The 21470-nt window shown below is 39.1% G+C and carries 13 protein-coding genes; 8 read left to right on the top strand and 5 right to left on the bottom strand.

Annotated elements, in window-relative coordinates:
• Positions 1 to 10 precede the first annotated feature (10 nt).
• The 3 genes from galE to BTO23_RS13780 all read right to left on the bottom strand — a co-directional run bounded on the left by galE (position 11) and on the right by BTO23_RS13780 (position 5147).
• Entirely contained in the window at positions 11 to 1021 is a 1011-nt protein-coding gene (galE, locus tag BTO23_RS13790) for a UDP-glucose 4-epimerase GalE (RefSeq protein ID WP_105063801.1), read from the bottom strand.
• 254 nt (positions 1022 to 1275) lie between these two features.
• Positions 1276 to 2976, bottom strand: coding sequence for a solute:sodium symporter family transporter (locus tag BTO23_RS13785; RefSeq protein ID WP_105063800.1), 1701 nt, complete (start codon positions 2974 to 2976; stop codon positions 1276 to 1278).
• A gap of 68 nt (positions 2977 to 3044) precedes the next feature.
• Positions 3045 to 5147: an alpha-galactosidase gene (locus BTO23_RS13780; protein ID WP_105063799.1), complete on the bottom strand. Its 2103-nt coding sequence runs from the start codon at positions 5145 to 5147 to the stop codon at positions 3045 to 3047.
• Positions 5148 to 5393: 246 nt separating this feature from the next.
• Here BTO23_RS13780 and BTO23_RS13775 point away from each other — a divergent pair, with 246 nt between their 5' ends.
• The 3 genes from BTO23_RS13775 to BTO23_RS13765 are packed head-to-tail and all read left to right on the top strand — an operon-like array spanning position 5394 to position 9040.
• The gene (locus tag BTO23_RS13775; protein WP_105063798.1) at positions 5394 to 6464 is read left to right on the top strand and encodes a LacI family DNA-binding transcriptional regulator; all 1071 of its coding nucleotides are present in this window, start codon (positions 5394 to 5396) and stop codon (positions 6462 to 6464) included.
• A gap of 12 nt (positions 6465 to 6476) precedes the next feature.
• Positions 6477 to 8327 (top strand): DUF294 nucleotidyltransferase-like domain-containing protein, encoded by a 1851-nt coding sequence (locus BTO23_RS13770; protein WP_105063797.1) that lies wholly within the window; start codon positions 6477 to 6479, stop codon positions 8325 to 8327.
• Complete coding sequence (locus BTO23_RS13765) at positions 8324 to 9040, top strand: 3'-5' exonuclease (protein ID WP_105063796.1); 717 nt, start codon at positions 8324 to 8326, stop codon at positions 9038 to 9040. The genes BTO23_RS13770 and BTO23_RS13765 overlap by 4 nt, the downstream gene beginning before the upstream one ends.
• A gap of 83 nt (positions 9041 to 9123) precedes the next feature.
• On the opposite strand, the gene melB is transcribed toward BTO23_RS13765, so the two are convergent.
• Together melB and BTO23_RS13755 are read right to left on the bottom strand one after the other, a co-directional pair.
• Positions 9124 to 10500 carry a melibiose:sodium transporter MelB gene (gene melB, locus BTO23_RS13760; RefSeq protein ID WP_105063795.1) on the bottom strand — a complete coding sequence of 459 codons (1377 nt, stop codon included), beginning with the start codon at positions 10498 to 10500 and terminating at the stop codon, positions 9124 to 9126.
• A gap of 272 nt (positions 10501 to 10772) precedes the next feature.
• A complete protein-coding gene (locus tag BTO23_RS13755; RefSeq protein WP_105063794.1) occupies positions 10773 to 12887 on the bottom strand; it encodes an alpha-galactosidase in 2115 nt (704 codons plus the stop codon).
• A gap of 339 nt (positions 12888 to 13226) precedes the next feature.
• On the opposite strand from BTO23_RS13755, the gene BTO23_RS13750 reads away from it, so the two are divergent.
• The 5 genes from BTO23_RS13750 (at position 13227) to ebgR (ending at position 21405) form a co-directional block, all read left to right on the top strand.
• Positions 13227 to 16319 carry a beta-galactosidase gene (locus BTO23_RS13750; protein WP_105063793.1) on the top strand — a complete coding sequence of 1031 codons (3093 nt, stop codon included), beginning with the start codon at positions 13227 to 13229 and terminating at the stop codon, positions 16317 to 16319.
• 172 nt (positions 16320 to 16491) lie between these two features.
• A complete protein-coding gene (locus tag BTO23_RS13745) occupies positions 16492 to 17505 on the top strand; it encodes a substrate-binding domain-containing protein (RefSeq protein WP_105063792.1) in 1014 nt (337 codons plus the stop codon).
• Between the two features lie 119 nt (positions 17506 to 17624).
• Entirely contained in the window at positions 17625 to 19481 is a 1857-nt protein-coding gene (locus tag BTO23_RS13740; RefSeq protein WP_105063791.1) for a DUF294 nucleotidyltransferase-like domain-containing protein, read from the top strand.
• Between the two features lies 1 nt (position 19482).
• On the top strand, positions 19483 to 20256 hold the full coding sequence (locus BTO23_RS13735) for a 3'-5' exonuclease (protein ID WP_105063790.1): 774 nt from the start codon (positions 19483 to 19485) through the stop codon (positions 20254 to 20256).
• Between the two features lie 153 nt (positions 20257 to 20409).
• The gene (gene ebgR / locus BTO23_RS13730; protein WP_105063789.1) at positions 20410 to 21405 is read left to right on the top strand and encodes a transcriptional regulator EbgR; all 996 of its coding nucleotides are present in this window, start codon (positions 20410 to 20412) and stop codon (positions 21403 to 21405) included.
• Positions 21406 to 21470: the final 65 nt, after the last annotated feature.

The following is a 21470-nucleotide window of genomic DNA, read 5'->3' as shown; positions in this document are numbered from 1 at the left end:
CTTAGCTCTCTCAATAACCCTTTGGATTATTCGACTGCCAACGCCATGTATCAGCACTCATTTCCATCACATTACGAGTCGCTTTCCAGCCTAATTCTTTTTCTGCTTTTTCGGTGCTTGCCCAACATTCAGCAATATCACCCGCACGACGAGGGCACAACGTATAAGGAACAGGTTTACCCGATGCTTGTGCAAACGCCTCAACCATTTCTAAAACACTGGAGCCTTTACCTGTGCCTAAGTTATAAATATGAAGGCCTGATTTTTCACCTACCGATTTTAATGCAGCAATGTGTCCGTCTGCCAAATCCATCACATGAATATAATCACGAACGCCTGTACCATCTGGGGTTGGGTAATCATTACCAAATACAGACAGTGATTCACGACGACCAACAGCAACTTGAGCAATAAATGGCATTAGATTATTTGGAATGCCTTGTGGGTCTTCACCCATGGTGCCAGATGGATGTGCGCCTACTGGGTTGAAATAACGAAGCAAAGTAATGCTCCAATCACTCTCAGCATCAAACAGATCTGAGAAGCACTCTTCAACCATATATTTACTGCGTCCGTAAGGATTGGTTGTTGCCCCTGTTGGAGAGTTCTCTGTAATAGGCACAATCGCAGGATCGCCATATACCGTTGCTGATGAGCTAAATACAATACTTTTCACATTCGCTTTTCGCATTGAACGAGCCAACACCAATGAACCATTTACGTTGTTATCGTAATACTCTAGAGGTTTTGCGACAGACTCACCCACGGCTTTTAAACCGGCAAAGTGAATAACCGATGAAATAGTATGCTCTGCAAAAATACCATCAAGGAAAGCTTCATCACGAATGTCACCTTGGTAAAATACAGGACGAACTTGAGTAAGCGCTTCAATGCGATCAAGCACTGCGACTTTACTGTTTCCCAAGTTATCCAAAATGATAGGTTCAATACCTGCTTCAATCATTTGAATACATGTGTGGCTGCCTATGTAGCCCATTCCGCCTGTTACTAATACTTTCATGATTAACTCTTCCTACTGAATTTTCATAAAGTTTATCAGCGAATTTAGATCAATATCGTGATCACTTTCAAAAAATGTAAACGTTTACACTAAATTTGTCATTATCTTTATTTGAGTAATTTACTCTTATAAAAGTCCTAGTTAATCAAATGATTCTGCAGAAAAAATAAAAAAAAGAAGTCGCAATTAATTACGACTTCTTTTGCTTAGGAACACAGTACATTTTAGGGGGAATACCGTGGTGTTATTACTTTCTATTCAGCTTGAAGTGTTACCTTATTACGTTGCTTGAAGATTCGTCTAAAGATACCGACAAACATCACTAAACCACACACGCCATAGACTTGCATAAAGAAAGGATCATCTGAGACAAAGCCCACATTAGAGAACATGACATAAGCGCCTAATACCATATAAAGCACAATCGCTGACGCTTCAAATCTAAATTCCCAAGGCGTTACATCCATACTTTCATTTATAGGCATAACATAATCAGTATCTCGTGGCATAAACATACCAATCAAGAACATCAAGGCCGTACACACCACAAACAAAATAGCTAATTGATGTAAGAAATGAATCGGTGTTTTAAAAATTAACTGCATTGCCGCATAAGAACTTACAAAGACAACCAAAGAAACTTTTGCAGCAATAGCTGGAACACGTTTTGAAATATAACCAACAAACACAATGGTAAAAATAGGAACACTAAAGAAGCCAGCAACCATTTGTAAGTATTGGAATAACCCTTCAGGAGCAAACATAATAAATGGTGAGATGCACACAGAAATTATCGCAATGAACACGCCGAAAATACGCCCCTTACCTACTAATTCTTCATCTGTAGCATCTTGGCCAAACAACGGTTTATACACATTCAATGCGAACAAGGTTGTTGAACTGTTTAATACCCCGTTAAACGTACTTAGAATCGCACCAAACATAACCGCAACAAAGAACCCAACCAATGGTTTAGGTAAGACTTCATTAACTAAACGCGTATACATTGTGTCTGGGTTACCCGCATTAGCGCCAAACATATGATAAGCAATGATGCCTGGAATTATCAGGAATAAAGGTGAAATAACTTTAATTGCACCCGCCATGATCACGCCTTTTTGACCTTCTTTTAAATTCTTAGCGCCTAAAGCACGTTGAATAATCGACTGATCAGTACCCCAGTAATATAAATTAACCAATAGCAGACCAGTAAACAATGTCGAGAATGGCAGTGGATCAGTTGGTTTACCTACTGATTGCAGTTTTTCTGGAGCCGCGGTGAGTAGCGTATCTAAACCAGACATAAAGCTACCATCACCAAGTACAATTAAGCCAAAGACTGGGATCATTAAGCCACCAATGATCAAACCAATTCCGTTAATAGTATCAGCAATTACGACCGCTTTTAGGCCCCCATAAATGGCATAAAAGAAACCTAATAAACCAATAGTCGCTGAAATTATCGCAATTGCAGCAAACTCAGAGACGCCTAATAAGGTTTGAATATCAAAAATTTCACCTAAAACAACGGCACCAGCATACAAGGTTGTTGGCAGGATATTGATCACGTATTGGCATAAGAACAATAAAGTAACGAATTTCTTCACAGACATGTCATAACGACTTTCTAAGAAATCCGGAATCGTCGTGATCCCTTGCTTTAAATAACGAGGAACAAGCAACAAAGCGATGATAACTAACGTCACGCCCGAAGCAACTTCCCACCCCATTACACTCATGTTATGCGTATACGCTTGGGCACTCATGCCAACAAAGCTGGTAGCACTTAAATTAGTTAAAATTAACGAACTGGCAATTAACCCACCCGTTAAACTTCGACCACCTAAGAAGTAGCCGTCTTGCGAATTATTTTGAGTCTTTTTCACTTTGTTATAGGTATAAACCCCAACAAAGCCAGTAAAAAGAAGAAATGATAAAAATACTGTGATGGACATTTTTGGCTTCCTTATTTCATAGTATTAACAGGTGGCAGATGCTACTGCCACTCATAGTATGTTATTCGCTATATTTTCTTTAAAGAAACAATAAGCGCAGATTCAGGATCAAGGATGGGTAATATCAAACCGATTTCTTGTAGGTTATTACCTGTTAGCGTTAATGTTTGATCTAACCATTTAGGTGCTTGTTTCATTAATTGGAAGCTGGCTTTAGGCATTTCAATTAATGTCACTGCGTATTTTGCATCCGCATCAACGCACGTGATTCGTAACGGTGATGGCAATGCATAACTTGGCATCGCTAATTGACACACAGTAACAATCGTTTCATCTTCGCCTTGAACGCCATAAACGTATTGGTTCTTATCCGCAACATCCATTCTAAAACTACGGCCAGAATGCAATAAATCACGGTATTTTTTATGAAGCGCAATGTAATGAGAAAACGCCGCTTTTTCTTCCTCTGCTTCTTTAACAGGATCAAGCTCTACGCCCATGTGCCCACCTAATGCTGTTACACCACGCATATTAATGTGGTGTTGGCGATTAGTAGAATGACACTCAGTAGGGCCAATGTGCGCCCCCATCACTTCTGGTGGAAAGAAATAACTCATACCACGTTGGATCGTTTGGCGCTCTAACGCATCATTACAATCAGATGCCCAAAAACGGTGTGTTCGTTTTAAGATTTCAAAATCAATACGGCCACCACCTGATGAGCATGATTCAATTTCCACGCTTGGGTGCTGAGCCAAGAGTTTATCAACCAGTGCATAAAGCGCTTTTGTTTGACCATGAACAGCAGGACGTCCATTGTGGCCTGGTTGAACCAATTCACGGTTCATATCCCATTTAAGGTAAGTAATGTTATAGCGCGTTAATAGATCATTAATGCGATCAAATAGATATTGGAAACACTCTGTATTTTGCAGATCCAACACATACTGCCAACGGCCTGATGGTTGATGGTAGCTCTCTAAACCCAACATCCAATCTGGGTGGTTTCGGTATAGATTTGACTCTTTACTGACCATTTCTGGTTCTACCCATAATCCAAATTCCATGCCTTTTTCGTTAACGTGAGCAATCACAGGCTCTAAGCCATTTGAATATTTATCTTCATCTAAATACCAATCACCTAACGCGGCTTTATCATCATGACGCCCAATGAACCAACCATCATCAATAATGAATCGTTCTACGCCCATGTCAGCGGCTTCACTTGCCATCTGCATAATGTATTCTGGTTTATGATCAAAATAGATCCCCTCCCATGTATTCAAATGCACAGGGCGAGGTTTGTCAGTAGGAAACGAAATAATATGCTCACGAACATAATGGTGGAAACGATCAGAGATGCCATTCAATCCGTTGCTGCTATAACATCCGTAAAGCCAAGGAGATTGATACGTTTCGTTGGCTCCTAAAATACATTCGCCAGAAAACAGTAACTCACCCGCTTGAACAAAACGACGACCATCACTGCGTACATCAGCACGCAGCTCATGATTCCCGCTCCAACCTAAATGAAAGCCCCACACTTGACCCTGCTGTTCGCTAAATCCATTTTCACCCACAAACAAGCCTGGGAAATTCTCGTGCGAAGTACGACCACGACGGTTTTGCTGCATAAAACCACCATGCTCAAAACGTTGACGCTGTGTTTGAAACTCTTGACACCAACGGCCATGAAACGTCATTAGTTCATTTGCATGATTGGGTAAAGGCAACGTTGAGGATAATTTACCTAAGTAATACTCTGACTCACCTTTGTTGGTCACAGTAATACGTTTTTTCACAACATCAGAATCGTGGTCTAAATGCAGTTCAACCAACAATTCAAGTTGAGCGATATCATCTCTCAATGTAATGCAAATTGATTGAGCTTCAATTTGTTGATCTATAATTTGAAAAACAGGAGCCCAATCCGTTCCGTTTCGGTGCCCTTCAATACCCGGTGCATTAAAGTGACCACGCCCCAATTCAGGACAAAGAGACAAAGGAACATCAATATCAAGTCGAGCTTGAGAAATCGGTCTTTCTATTGCGAATAAAAGATCGCTATCAACCTCATTAATTTTTCCACCCCAATGAATGATCTCAGGGATCGAATCAACTTTAACAATAATACTGTGATTTTTACTGGTTAAATGAATTAACTTATTCATGCTACATCCAAAATGTTTTCGTAAACAAACTTGAATTCATTTTGTTCTTTTATTGGATAGATTCCAGCTTAAAACGCCATTAATGTGATCTCAAAAGGGAGTAGTACGCACCAACTGTGCACTTGATCTTGTTGTTTTCGAAAACAATATTTTTTGTTTACACGACAATTATTTGAACCAGATACGAGTTTTAAAAAACATCACATGGTATTGTTCGACAATGATAACGAAACATAAGAGAAGAAAATGACAATCACGTTTAAAGATGTTGCAAAATTAGCTGGGGTATCCACACAAACAGTATCAAGAGTGACTAATGGCTCAATAAATGTTTCCGAAAACACACGAAATAGAGTCAATAAAGCCATCAAGCAACTTGGTTATATTCCCAACAAAAGCGCCCAAATGCTAAGCCGCTCTAAATCTAACGTTATTGGACTTATTACACTTGAAATGTCATTACATGGCGCTGCTTTAATTGCTAATGGCATTCGATTACAGGCGCATGATATGGGCTATGGAACGGTTTTTTCTGTCGTAAACGCCCCTTCGTTAGATAATATTCAAACATCAATCCATGAGCTCATTTCACAACAAGTTACTTGTATCATTCTAAACGTGCCGCTAACAGCCAGTGCTGCGGAACAATTAGTACAACAATACCCTCACCTGCATTTTGTGTTTATCGATGTCCCAGAAGAAAGCCAAGTCCACTATGTTTGTTGTGATCATAAAAAAGGCGCTCAATTAGCTGCACAGCATTTGCTTGATACTAAACATCAACATTTTTTACTCATTACTGGGCCACAAGAATCGAGTGCATCAAACAGCCGTTACCAAACTTGGCTGTCAGTACTTGCCAACACCAATCAACACCCTGTTGCTACGCATATTGGTAATTGGCAAGCAGACAGTGGCTACCTTGCTATCCGTGATGCCGTCGCCAACCAAATTAAATTTGATGCTGTACTCGTTGCGAATGACCAAATGGCGCTAGGCGTATTAAGGGCGTTAAATGAGCTAGGGATTGAGGTGCCTTCTCAAGTATCGGTGATTGGATTTGATGACATTAACGACAGCGCATATTTCAACCCGCCGCTGACCACAGTAAAGCAACACTTTCTTGATATTGGCAAAGAAGCCGTCATTATTGGATTGCAATCAGATGAACAAGAAACACCTATGCTTATTCATAAAAATCTAGACGTTACTTTAGTTCATCGTAAAAGTACCGCACCACGGACGGATAATCCCTACCAAAAAGAAAGTCTTATTCGCTTGTTAGATGAAATTAAACGCCAACTTCCTGATGCATAATGTGAGTATCTAATGCAAGATCCATTAATTCAAAACGTCATTGATTTTATTTCTAACATTGATCCATTTACGCGTCTGCCTAAAAGCATCGTTGAGCGTATATCATCAAAAGTTAGAATCATTTATCTCTCAGAAAATGAATATATTGATTCGACTGTCCACAATCACCAACAATATCTGTATCTGGTAAGAACTGGCGCGATCGAGCAGATCCATCAAGATGGTTCATTACGATCACGCTTAGGTGAGGAAGATGTCTTTGGTTTTAGCTTATTAAAAAACAATCGTAACTACCAAATTAAAGCCATTGAAAGTTCATTGCTTTACCTTATTCCTATCAGCGTAATTAACGAAATACACACTTCCCATCCTGAATATAAACACTTGTTTGATTCAGAAACTGAAGTACGCATTAACTCTGCTATTAATGCGGTGTGGTCTAATAATGACAACAATCACTTTTTAAATAATATCCAAGACGTATCAACCACGAATACTGTTGAAGTGGATATTAACGATGCAATTTACCATGTTGCTCAGGTCATTCGCACACATAAAACCTCGTGTGTTATCGTGACAGAGAAGGACAATTTAGTGGGTATTGTCACGAATGCAGACATGACAGAACGCGTTATCGCCAATGATCTAAATATCCATCAACCGATACACTGCGTCATGACGAAAAATCCGATGACGATAAACTCTACTTCTTTAGTTTATCAAGCCATCATAACCATGATGCAATCAAATATTAAACACCTCCCAGTAATGGATAGTGAGCGCATTATTGGTTTAGTCACTCTGCCTTTATTACTGAAAAATAATCGCTTACAGGCCATTTTCTTTATCGATAAAGTAAAGTCAGCAAAAAATGAAGCCGAATTAGCGACATTAACAACGCAACGACATATTATTTTTAATCAATTAGTGAAAGAAAAAGTCCCCGCAGACTTAATAAGTAAAATCATGTCGATTATTATGGACACATATAATCAACGATTAATTGATATTGCCATTGAGCGTTTAGGCACTCCACCTTGTGATTATGCGTGGGTAGTTGCAGGATCTCACGCTCGTAATGAAGTTCATATCTCATCAGATCAAGACAGTGCATTGATATTAGCCGATAATGCGACACCTCAAGATAAACTATATTTTCAACACCTTGCCATGATAGTGACCAAAGGAATGGACAACAGTGATTACCGTTTATGCCCAGGAAAATTCATGGCAGCAACCCCTAAATGGTGCCAACCTCTTTCTACATGGAAAGCTTATTATAAAAAATGGATCACTAATCCTGAATACGCTTTCTTATTAAATTTAAGTGTTTTTTTAGACACCAGAGTTATTGCTGGTAACACTTCTTTTCTCCACTTAATTCAAGATGACATAAAAGAACGTACCGCGAATGCGTATTTACTAACAACGTTATTTAATGACTCACTGCAACACAGAGCCCCTTTGGGAATTTTTAATAATTTAATCTTAGTGAAAAACGACAACAATGAAAAAACGCTTAATATTAAACGTCATGGCATTAATATTATTGTCGATTTAGCTCGCCTTTACAGCTTGGCCGCAAAAACCTCAGAGCCGAACACTCGCGAACGATTACTTATCGCTAATCAACAAGGATTTATTAGTGACGGTTCACTAAAGAACATTTTAAGTGCCTACGACTTTCTGTGTAACTTCCGATTCTCATACCAAGTTGACGCCATTTCAAAGGGACAACAACCCAATCACAACATAAACCCAAATTACTTTGGAAGCTTTGAACGCCAACATATTAAAGATGCCTTTCGCTTAATTGATGATTGGCAAAAAGTAACTAAATTGAATTTAGGCTTATTAACATGATCTCTTTATTTCAACGACGATCTTTGTGGCAACAATTGATTAAGCAAAAACACACTTATTTAGCAAAAGAAACCATTCCGACAGAAATAGCCGAGGTATTGCATTTTCCTTTACCGCAAGGAGACTCTGCAATTAAAGAACTGTCTTTTCTTGTGTTTGATTTAGAAACAACAGGCAGAAACGCAAAAGAAGACCAAATTCTCAGTATCGGCTGGATCGAAATAAACCAAGGAAATATTGATATCCAATCAGCTCAACATTTCTATATTAATAATTCATTAGAAGTAAAAAAAGAAACAGCGGTTATTAATCATATTGTGCCAGCGATGTTATCGGAAGGGGAAGCATTACAAGAGGTATTGTGTCGTTTATTGGTTGCGGCAAAAAACCGAACACTCATTGTTCATGGAAAATCAATTGAACAATCTTTTTTAAATCATTATATGGATTCAATGTTTTCCCTGCCTCCTCTCCCACTGGCATGGATTGATACATTATCAATTGAAACGAACATAGCAAGAAAGCTCGGGATGATGGAGCAAAAAAGTCAACAGTTGCATCTAGTAAGAGAGCGCTACAAACTACCACGATACGCAGCACATAATGCCCTAATAGACTCCCTTGCTACGGCAGAATTGTTCTTAGCCCAAACTCAGAAGATTTTAAAAAAAGAAAATCAAACCATTGAAAATATTTACAAATACTCTATTTAATACCGTAATTTAATAATAAAAAAGTCGCTCCTTTAACAGTGAGCGACTTTACCTATGATTTGCGTTTAAATTAAATTCAGTATTTACACTTCAACGGCTTTTTGAACGGTTGATGTCTCAACATCACCCGTAACCAATTCAGGGTTAAAGCCATCATGTAAACGGTAATAACGCTGATACACTAAGCCACTCACTGTCATTAGAACAGCTGGAACACCAGCCATCATAAAGTGAAGTCCCATAATAGTTTCTGCTGATTGCGCTACATTTGGAATGTAACCTACAATCGATAACCCCATACCTACGATAAAGCCACCTGCTGCACCGGCAAATTTCACAAGCATAGTTTGAACTGAGAAGATAACACTCTCACTACGACGACCTGTTTTGTATTCACCGTAATCAACCACATCCGCTAGCATTACTGTTTGCAATGCATTCGCAATACCCACACCAAACTTTATAGCTGCACCTGCACAACCGATTAATAGAACATTACCAGGAGAAACAACACCCATAATAATAAGAAGCACACAAGAAACTACAGGGAAACCACACGCCATTAACCACAAATATTTACGAGGAAAAAGTGTTGCTAAGCGCGGGAACAAAAAGACGCCAGCCACTTCAGCAATACCTGCAACCATCATATAAACTGGAAATAACTCAGGGTTACCTAACGCATAAGTGAAGTAGTAAATAGCAAAGCCACCCACTAATAGGTTAGCGATTTGAAATGATAGTATCGTACCAATCAACGCTTTTAATTGATCATTTTTACCAATGATAACCAGAACATCTTTAAAACTGAATTTCTCTGCTTTTACGCTTGCTTCTGTTACTGGCTCTTTTACATTACGAGCAATTAAGAAGGCACTTAGTACAAATAAAACAGCAATTAGCATCGCAACATTGAAGAAGCCATCACCTTGATTACCTTTACCTAATTCACCCACAATATGTAGACCATAAGTACCGGTAATGAACCATGCAAGACTGGCAAATAAGCGAGGCCATACCACCAATTTTTCACGCTCTTGACGAGAACTAGATAACGCAGGGATCATTGACCAGTAAGGAATATCCATAATGGTGTAAGTTAAACCCCAAAGAATATAAGCCGCTGCAGCATAAATGTATAACGTAGTGCCTTCGAACATGTGAGTACTAAAAAGGCCGACAAGTACGATTGCATTTAAGAGCGTGCCAATCACAATCCAAGGACGAAATTTACCAAATTTAGAACGAGTATTATCAACAATAACGCCCATCATCGGATCAGTAATAGCATCGATAATACGAGCGGCTAAAAAAATCGTTCCCACAAACGCCGCAGACAAGCCTGCCACGTCGGTAAAATAAAACATTAAAAATATATAAATTGGCGCACAGGCAAAATCTTTACCCAATGCACCAAGACCGTAAGAAAGTTTAGTTTGTAGAGTAATTTTTTCAGACATCTTATATTCCTTTCCGATGGTGGAAGTTCTCTTTTTAACTAGAGACTCATTCCTACTTAATTGATGACGCTATGCTACCCACTCCTTAGTTATTATTCCGTGACCAAAAACCACTTTATGGAAACGTTTCCAATTACATTGCAAAAATGAGATCTTAACGCAGATCCACTCCATCTCATTCTTTTTTAAACAAAAAAAAACCCTTAGTCACATATAAAATATTATATATAAACAAGAGCTTACCTGTATTAACACGATTTTATTGTTAGCGTTTACAATTTTTCTAATTTTATTAAAATCGCACTTTCTGCATCTAAAATCGGCATCGTTAATCCTACGTCTTCACACCACTCACCAGACAACTCACAACTGTCTTCTGTCCAAAATGGCTGGTAATTTACAATCTCGTTATAATTAGACGGTTTATCTAAAATACTCACCCGATATATCGCAGTACGATCTAAACCAGGAATACATAAGTGCCCGCTTAACGAGTTGGTTGGCATTGCCAATTGCGCCAACATCACGACTGCTTCAGATTGATTATTCGCCACTACCACATGAATTTGGTGTGCTTCATCATCCGATGGCACTCGCCAAGTTCGACCGGTATGCAGTAATGGGCGTAAGGCTTTATGCAACTTGATGTAACGCTCAAACCCTTGCTTTTCCTCTTGTAACTCTTTTACTGGATCAAGCTCAATACCCATGTGCCCGAATATCGCGGTTAATCCTCTAAACTCAATGCTGTGGCGACGGCGCGTACTGTGACAATGGCTTGAACCAATGTGACTGCCCATCACTTCTGGTGGGAAAAAGTAACTCATTCCTCGTTGAATGCTTTGTCGCTCTAGCGCATCATTATTATCCGATGGCCAAAAACGATGTGTACGTTTCAACACTTCAAAATCAATACGTCCACCACCTGCTGCACACGACTCAATATCAACCTTTGGGTGTGCCGCACGGATCTTATCGACCAATTGATAGTAACGCACCACTTGTTGATGCCCTGCCGCCTGACCATTATGAGCTGGCTGCACCACCTCACGGTTCATGTCCCACTTAATATAATCAATCGCATATTGTGTTAAGAAATGATCTAATCGTTCATAAAGATAGTTAAAAGCGTCATCATTTTGTAGATCAATAACGTATTGGTTACGTCCTGTTGGCTGCTCATAACCTTCAACCGCCAACAACCAATCAGGATGTTGACGATATAAGTCAGACTCTTTATTGATCATTTCAGGTTCAAACCAAAGACCAAACTCCATTCCTAATTCGCGTACATGATCAATAATTGGTGTTAAGCCATTTGGGTATTTATGTGCATCTAAAAACCAGTCACCCAATGCAGCTTTATCACCGTTTCGGCCTTTGAACCAACCATCATCAATAATAAAACGTTCTACTCCCATTTGAGCCGATTGCGTTGCCATTTCCATAATGTAGTCAGGATCATGCTCAAAATAGATCCCTTCCCACGTATTAAGGTGAATTGGGCGTGCGGTATTTATTATTTGCTTATCAAGAATTGATTCTCTGACGTGGGAGTGAAATTGATGACTCATGCTATTCAATCCTTGATCACTGTAACTTGCATACAGCCATGGTGTTGTTAATTCCTCACCTTGTTGCAAGGTAATTTCACCCGGAAGATAAATCACTTCGGCCTGCATATAACGACGGCCATCGGCTTTTACATCAACACGCAAACGGTGATTACCACTCCATGCAAAATGGAACCCATACACATCGCCTTGCATTTCATCAAAGTGACGAGTGCCTGCAACTAATGCCGGGTAATGCTCATGAGACGTACGCCCACGACGGTTTTCTTGTTGGTATCCACCTTGTTGTAATGGCTGACGAACCGTTTGAAATTCATGGACCCAACGACCGTAATACGTCATTAACTCAGCAGCTCGAGCAGGTAACGGTAAGGTATTTGCTAATCGATTAATTTGGTAAGGTGTTGATTTTATATTGATAAGAGAATGACGAGTTTTCATCACATCTTGTTTATCTAAACTCAACTCCGTTATCATTCGCAATCCAGCAAGCGCATCTTCACTCGTCAGAGTCACGCTATGTGAATTCGATTTAATCTCTGTCATTGTAAATACAGGCGCCCAATCAGCACCATTACGATGTCCTTCAAGACACGGACTGCTAAATACACCTCGGCCTAACTCTGGCGCGAGCGTCATTGCAACATCATTATCCAAACGCCCATAAGGAACTGGACGCAAAAGAGAAGAACAGAAAGAGGCAATATCCCCACTTACTGGCTTACCCCAGTGCAAGATCTCTGCACATTCGCCAGCGTCAATAATCACCTGGCTATTTGTACCCGTTAATACAATGATTTCTTTTTGCGTCATGAGATGAACCGTAAGCAGTTTTAATTGCCCTCTATAATAAAGAAAAAAATGAATATTTCTGTGAATTACCGCAAATTATGGAAACGTTTACAATAATTTAAAATCCTTATATAAACCTCATAAATACTGATTAAAAATAGGTAAATCAATAAATATAACGTGAGAAAGATCACGATTAATAGGATAAAAAGGAAGATAACGTAAAAATGCCACCCACATCATGTAAACGTTTCCAAAAATTATTTACACTGTGCCCATATTAATGCGAAGGGTAACGATTTCCCTTTTTTACTTTACCTATTTCGCACTCTCATTAAATCAGTACGTAGGAATATCACGATGGAATTTTCAGCCATTTTGCAACGACGCGATTGGGAAAACCCACAATCTGTTAATATTCATTGCTTGAAAGCACATAGTCCATTAGCCAGCTTTCGCTCTCTTGTTGATGCACAAGAGAATCAGCGTTCTCAACGCACTTCGTTAAACGGACAATGGAAATTCCACTTATTTTCGGCACCAGAAGCCGTCAATGGAGAATTTATTAAACCTGAATTTGATGATACTGCATGGAACGGCATCACAGTTCCTTCAAATTGGCAACTTCAAGGTTATGACAAGCCGATTTATGCCAATGTAAAATACCCATTTGACGTCAATCCTCCTTATGTTCCAAAAGAGAATCCAACAGGCTGCTACCGCACAACACTGTCATTAACAAAAGAAAGCCTTACAGAAACACAACGCATTATTTTTGATGGCGTCAATTCTGCTTTTCATTTGTGGTGTAACGGTGTGTGGATTGGTTATAGCCAAGACAGCCGTTTACCTACGGAGTTTGACCTAACAGAACACCTTCATGTCGGTAGCAATACCTTATCGGTAATGGTGATCCGTTGGAGTGATGGCAGCTATTTAGAAGATCAAGACATGTGGTGGCTGAGTGGAATATTCCGCGATGTCACTTTATTATCAAAACCAAAACAGTGCATTGAAGACGTATTTATCACCCCTGATTTAGATGCCTGTTATCGTGATGGCAGCTTATCAATTGTCACCACAATTAATGCACCAGTAACATCACAAATTCAAGCTCAGATTTTTGATAAAAACGGTGCCGTTACTGATCCTATCATCGCTTCGCCACATAACCGACGCATTGATGAACGCGGCTCGTACGATAATGTTATTTTTCAAACACTGTCAGTACGCGAACCAAAAAAATGGACCGCTGAAACACCAAATCTATACCGCCTTGTTGTTTCATTATTAGACGAAAACGGACAACATATTGAAAGTGAAGCCTATCACGTTGGTTTTCGTAAAATTGAAATCAGCGATAGTCAGCTAAAGCTTAATGGTCAGCCTTTATTGATCCGTGGTGTTAACCGTCATGAACATCACCCAGAGCTTGGGCATGTAATGACAGAAGAAGACATGATCCGCGATATCTGTCTGATGAAACAATACAACTTCAATGCCGTACGTACTGCGCACTACCCTAACCACCCTCGTTGGTATGAGTTGTGCGACGAATACGGTTTGTATGTGTGTGATGAAGCCAATATAGAAACTCATGGCATGATCCCAATGAACCGCTTATCAACCGATCCTCAATGGACACACGCCTACATGAGTCGTTACACACAAATGGTGTTACGTGATAAAAACCACGCCTCTATTATTTTATGGTCGCTAGGTAATGAATCAGGCCATGGCAGCACTCATAATGCAATGTACGCTTGGTCAAAACAATTTGACCCCTCTCGTCCAGTGCAATATGAAGGTGGTGGTGCAAATAGCACGGCAACTGACATTATTTGTCCAATGTACGCACGTGTAGACACCACGATTGAAGATGACGCCGTTCCTAAGTGGCCAATTAAAAAATGGGTTTCATTACCAAACGAACAACGTCCATTGATCTTATGTGAATACGCACATGCCATGGGGAATAGCCTAGGTAGTTTTGATGACTACTGGCAAGCCTTCCGTGAATATCCTCGCCTTCAAGGTGGTTTCATTTGGGATTGGGTTGATCAAGGGATCAGTCAACACGATGAAAATGGACAACACTTCTGGGCTTACGGCGGTGATTTTGGTGATGTCATTAATGATCGTCAATTCTGCATTAATGGATTGATGTTCCCGGATCGAACACCACACCCAACGCTAGAAGAAGCAAAATATAGCCAACGAATGATCAGTATTGAATTGATAAAACAAACATCAAATCAATGTACTTTACGTATTCATAATGAACATCTTTTCCGTACGACTGATAATGAAGTATTGCAATGGAGTTTATTAGAAAATGGCGTTGCAGTGTTAACCGGTGAACACGTATTAAATACAGAGGCGAACGATAAAGAAACCGTGAATCTAGACCTCACATTCACCACAAAACCACAAGCGCAGTACCACTTATCGATTGATGTGGCTTTACTTAATGATACTCTTTGGGCATCAGCGGGCCATGTAGTGACAACAGAGCAATTTGCACTCACCAATTCAAATGGATTAATGCTCCCTGCAACCAACACCCTAGTTGCTCCTTTATTAACAGAAGGTGAGAACCACGTATTTATTACCAGTCATAATGAAGTGCATCAATGGCAATTGAATCGTACGACTGGCCTTCTAACTGATTGGCAAGTCAACGGTGAGCCTCAGTTTTTAGCATCACCAAAAGATAACTTCTTCCGTGCCCCATTAGATAATGACATTGGTGTGAGTGAAGTCGATTTCGTCGACCCAAATGCGTGGGTATGTCGTTGGGAAGAAGCCGGTATAGGTCACTGGAAGCAAGAGTGCATAAAGTGTCACACCAATACCACGTCTGATTCTATCGTGGTCAGCTCGACGTTTGCGTATCAGCATAATAATGAAGTTCAAGCACTCTCTGTTTGGAATTATACGTTCTACAATGACGGTGAAATGTCACTTGATATTTCAGTGACATTAGCAGATCACTTACCACCAATGCCACGTATTGGCCTAGAGCTTGAACTGCCACTAAAGCATGAAAATACGAACATTTCTTGGAAAGGATTGGGACCATTTGAAAACTATCCTGACCGTTTAGCCGCCGCACGTTTTGGCCACTACACTCAAACTCTAGAAAGTATGCATACTCCGTATATTTTCCCAACAGACAGTGGGTTACGTTGCCATACTAAATGGCTACAAGCAGGTGATATTGAAATCATGGGCGACTATCAATTTAATGTCAGCCGATACAGCTTAGAGCAATTAACAAAAGCCAAACACACCAATGACTTGTATGAAGAAGATACGGTCTATTTACGAATTGATCATAAGCACATGGGCGTTGGTGGTGATGATTCATGGAGCCCGAGTGTCCATAAGGAATATCAGTTAACTGATAAATCTTACCGTTATCAATTAAGTTTTAAACCTAAAACACATTAAGCTCACTAACTCAAATCAAATCCTCAGAATCGCCGTTCTGAGGATTTTTTTGTTTTTCTTATCGCTATGTTAATTACATTGCTTTCTTTAAAGATAAAATCCTTTATATTAAACAAGTTACTTCATAACAAACCAATACTCCCTACTGCACAAATAAGAATAAGAGATTTCTATGGCCACCATTAAAGACGTAGCAAAAGAAGCAGGCGTATCGATTGCGACGACATCCCGAGTAATGAACAATGCCCCACACACCAGTGAGAAAGCGATTGTTGCTGTCAAAAAAGCCATGGAAACGCTTGGGTATCGCCCAAATTCAAATGCTCGTGCACTTGTCAGTAAAACCTCAAACACCATTGGCGTTCTCGTGAATGACGTTTCTGCCCCTTTCTTTGGCTCTATGGTAAAAGCTATTGATACCGTTGCTAATGAACAAGGAAAACAAGTTCTTATTGGTAATGGATATCATGACGCAACCAAAGAAAAAAACGCCATTGATTTGCTAATTAATAGCCGTTGTGAGTCATTAGTGGTGCACAGTAAAGGGTTAAGTAATGAAGTTTTGATTAAATTAGCGGATGAAGTTCCAGGAATGGTTCTTATTAATCGTTTTATTCCTGAAATTGCGTCTCGCTGTATTGCGCTTGATAATTACAAAGGATCTTACCTTGCAACGGAGCACTTGATCCGCCAAGGGCATCAGCACATCGGTTATATCTGCTCAAGTCATGACATTGATGATGCCCATGACCGCAAAACCGGATACTTGCAAGCATTAGAAGATAATGGAATTAACGTAAAAGAAGAATACATTGAGTATGGCGAACCCGATGAAGAAGGCGGAGAGCAAGCAGTTATAAACTTAATTGCTAAGAATACGCCAATCACGGCTATCGCTACTTATAACGATTATATGGCCGCAGGATGCATGGCATTGTTGCAAGAGAACGGCATTAGGATCCCTGAAGACATGTCTGTTATTGGTTTTGATGATGGCCATATTGCTCGTTATATTTATCCGCGATTAACGACTATCCGTTACCCTATCCAAATCATGGCAAACCAAGCGGTAAACTTATCTCTCAAGTTAGCCAGTCGCGATGCTGAAGAAGAACAAAAAGAACATAAATTATTTATTCCAATTTTAGTTCGTCGCTCTTCTGTTGGTTGTATTTCATCGACATAAAATAATTTCATATCAACAAATTAATGCATAACAGTAACTGCAAAATGAATAACTACAATATTTAAGTATATTAAGTGGCTAACGTTCAATATAAAAACACATAAGAAGGCACAATCGATATGAATAATGAACTCCTCCCTAATATTGTTTCCTTCTTACAGACAATTTACCCTTTTAACTTATTGCCCTCCACTGCGCTCAATGACATAGCTCAGACCGTAGATATTTTATTACTTGGTCCTGAAGAAACCATCGAACATGATAATTCTACTTATCTTTATATTATTCGAACTGGCGTTGTGCAGCAGAATAACCTTAATGGAACACTACGAGCCAAATTAGGGGAAGAAGATATTTTTGGTTTTAACCTACAACAAAATGACTCAGAATTTGGCTACTCTATTTTTGCTTTAGAGAACACACTTCTTTATCGTTTTGATTACGCATCACTGATGGCCTCTGTTGATGCTTACCCTCAGGTTGCCTCATCTCTTGCTTTAAGTTTAAATACTCGTTTACGAGCACAAGATGCTAAGCAAGACAGTGACCAACATACGCATCAACATTATCTTCGCCCTAATAGCGAAATAGCAGATCCACAAATAGCGATAGTTGCTCCAAATGATACGATTCAAGAAGTTGCTCATCAAATGCGTAATGTTATTGGGGTTTCATGCGCATTCGTTGTTGATGAAAACAAAACATTAATTGGAATGATTACTGATAAAGACATGACTAAGCGTGTTGTTGCTCAAGCCAGAAATGTGCATGACCCCATCAGTTCCATTATGACGCAAGATATCCATACGGTTTATGAGGATGAATTAGTCATCAGCTCAGTTCATTTAATGATGAAGCATAATATTCAAAATATACCGGTCTTAAATCATCAAAAACAAGTCTCAGGGTTTATTACGCCTCAGCACTTAATTCAAAATGACAGCGTTCAATCTATTTTCTTACTCGATAAGATTCGTCATTCGGATTCAATTCCAACGTTAATCGATTTATCTAAACAACGTAATGCGGTTTTTCAGGGGCTTATGGAGAGTAATTCCTCACCAACCATTATGGGCCAAGTTCTCAGTATGATTTATGATGCGTTTACTTATCGATTAATCGAATTAGCAATCGAACAATTTGGTCAACCACCTTGTAAATTCACTTGGATAGTTGCGGGTTCCCATGCTCGTAACGAAGTGCATTTAGCCTCAGATCAAGATAACGCAATTATACTTGCAGATAACGCAACTGAATCCGATAGACTTTATTTTAATCATTTTGCAATGTACGTGTGTAAAGCCCTTTCAGAGTTAGGATACACATTATGCAAAGGTCGTTTTATGGCTGCCACTTCTAAATGGTGTCAAAAATCGCAAATTTGGCAAGAATATTATCGAAAATGGAGCACCAACCCTGAATATGACTTATTACTAAATTTGAATGTATTTTTAGAAATTCGCCCTATTTATGGCGATGAATCATTATTCCAAAGCGTAGATGCGTGCCGCTGTGAGCTTGTAACTAATAATATGCAATTAACGGTAGCACTTCTTCGTAACGCACTTAGAACGCGACCACCACTAGGGATATTCAAACATTTAGTATTAGAGAAAGATGGCAATAATAATAAGGTATTGAACATCAAAAAATCCGCTATTTCTTGTACCGTTGACTTCATTCGCATTTATTCATTAATACATGAAGGTAAGGCACTAAATACCAGCGAGCGAATGGAGTTTTTACATCAGATTGAAGTGTTAAATGACGCGACCTATCAAGATCTAAGTGAGACCTATAACTACGTAAACCGCTTGAGATTCCAACACCAATTGCAAGCAATACAGAATAATCAGCCCACTGATAATCAATTACAACCTGATTTATTTGGCAGCTTTGAGCGACAGCATATAAAAGATGCATTCCGTATTATTTCCAGTTTTCAGGAACTAATGAAAATGAAGTTTGGTGTATAAAATGCCAAATAAGCCACTAATGCATAAAAATATAATCAACCATATGGTAGAGCTGTTCTCTAATCGCCATCCCCTAAACCGATTAGAAGCTCAAAGGAAAAAATTTATAGAGCAAAACTCATCATTACCTCATTATTTAGAGCGTGTTATTGAAGCCCCTTATCCAAATCCAAAAGAAGACAGCAATAACATGCTTTTTACCGTATTGGACTTTGAAACTTCAGGCCTTAACCCAGATAACGATCATATTGTTAGCATCGGTTGGGTTCATATCATTAATGGTGTAATCAAGCTAAATACTGCTCAACATTTCATTATCAGTGAACCAGCATTAACCATTGACAATGACACAGAGCAAGATCATACCGCACGCTCCTTGCACCATATTCTGCCTGAGCAACAAAAAATGGGCATTAGTATTAAAAAAGCAATAACATTATTCTTTGCAAACTTACCAAGCAATGTATTAATTGTTCATGGCGCAACCATAGAAAAACGTTTTTTAGAACAGTTCTTTCTTTCACAACGACTTCCTAATCCCCCCCTTATTTGGCTCGATACTCTTAGAATAGAACAAAATACATTGTCGACTAATCTCCACCAGAAAGATTTCCGTTTATTCTCCCTCAGACGTCAATATCAGTTACCTGACTATCCTGCTCATCATGCTTTAGTCGACTCAATCGCTACAGCTGAACTTTTTCTTGCACAAAGAAAGCGATTATTTAATCAATCAGTCGCACCTATTGGCGTTTTATACCAAAGATCACAATAAAACACCGCATAAAGGCAAGCTTTAAAGCGAGGATTATTATCATAAAAATGGAAAATAAAAGTTTTACTAAAAACTAACTTTGAGTATCAAATTTTTAATTTTTTCAGTACTATGAGAAATAACAGAGTAAAAAACGTTATGGCTGGAGGATGAATGGCAACGTTAAAGGAAATAGCCAACGAAGCTGGAGTTTCATTGGCGACGGTATCTCGTGTATTAAATGAAGATCCAACGCTAAGCGTAAAAGAAGAAACTAGACGACGTATTTTTGAAATCGCAGAAAAATTAGAATACAAGACCAGTTCAACGCGTAAGCTGGCCAGTGCGTTACCTCAAATGGCAAAAGAACAACTTCACTTCCTTGCCTTGTATAATTATAAGCAAGAAACAGAGGTCAATGACCCTTATTATTTAGCTATCCGACACGGTATTGAAACCCAATGTGATAAGTTTGATATCACATTAACCAACAGCTACGAAAGCAGCCTTGAGATAAAAAAACCGAAGGTTGATGGTATTTTACTCGTTGGTCGTCAAAGTAAAGCACAATTAAAAGCCATTCAAAAAATCAGTAAAAACATTGTTTATATTGATTATACCGATCACGAACAAAACTTTGATTCGGTTGATATCGATCTGGCTCGCATCAGTAAAGAAGTCATTAATTACTTTATGAATCAAGGCTATAAACGCATTGGCTTTATTGGTGGTCAAGATGATATTGATTGCTCTGATATCCGTGAAGAAGTCTTTGCTGAATATGGGCAACTAAAAGGCGTAGTGTCTGAATTTGATTTGTATCGCGGTAGTTTCTCAAGCTCATCAGGTTATAAACTAGCTAAAGAAATGTTAGAAACCGATTATCCTAATGCGTGGTTTATTGCCTCCGATTCAATCGCTATTGGTGTCTTACGTGCGATTCATGAAAAAGGCTTACGCATCCCTGAGGATATTGCGTTAATCAGTGTAAATGATATTCCAACAGCTAAGTTTACTTTCCCTTCTCTTTCAACGGTTCGTATTCATTCAGAACTCATGGGGAGCCAAGGGGTAAACTTATTACTAGAGCGTCGTCGTGATGAACGAGTCATCCCAGTCCGCGTCTACATTCCAAGTAAATTACGTTTACGTGACACCACTAAAAAATAAATAGCCAAATACTTTTATTTCTGATTATAAGCAGCGTTTACCTCGCTGCTTTTTTTACACCTAAA

This window comes from Aliivibrio sifiae (genome assembly GCF_002954715.1).
Classification (GTDB): Bacteria; Pseudomonadota; Gammaproteobacteria; order Enterobacterales; family Vibrionaceae; genus Aliivibrio; species Aliivibrio sifiae.
This window is presented reverse-complemented; position numbering and strand designations above follow the sequence as displayed.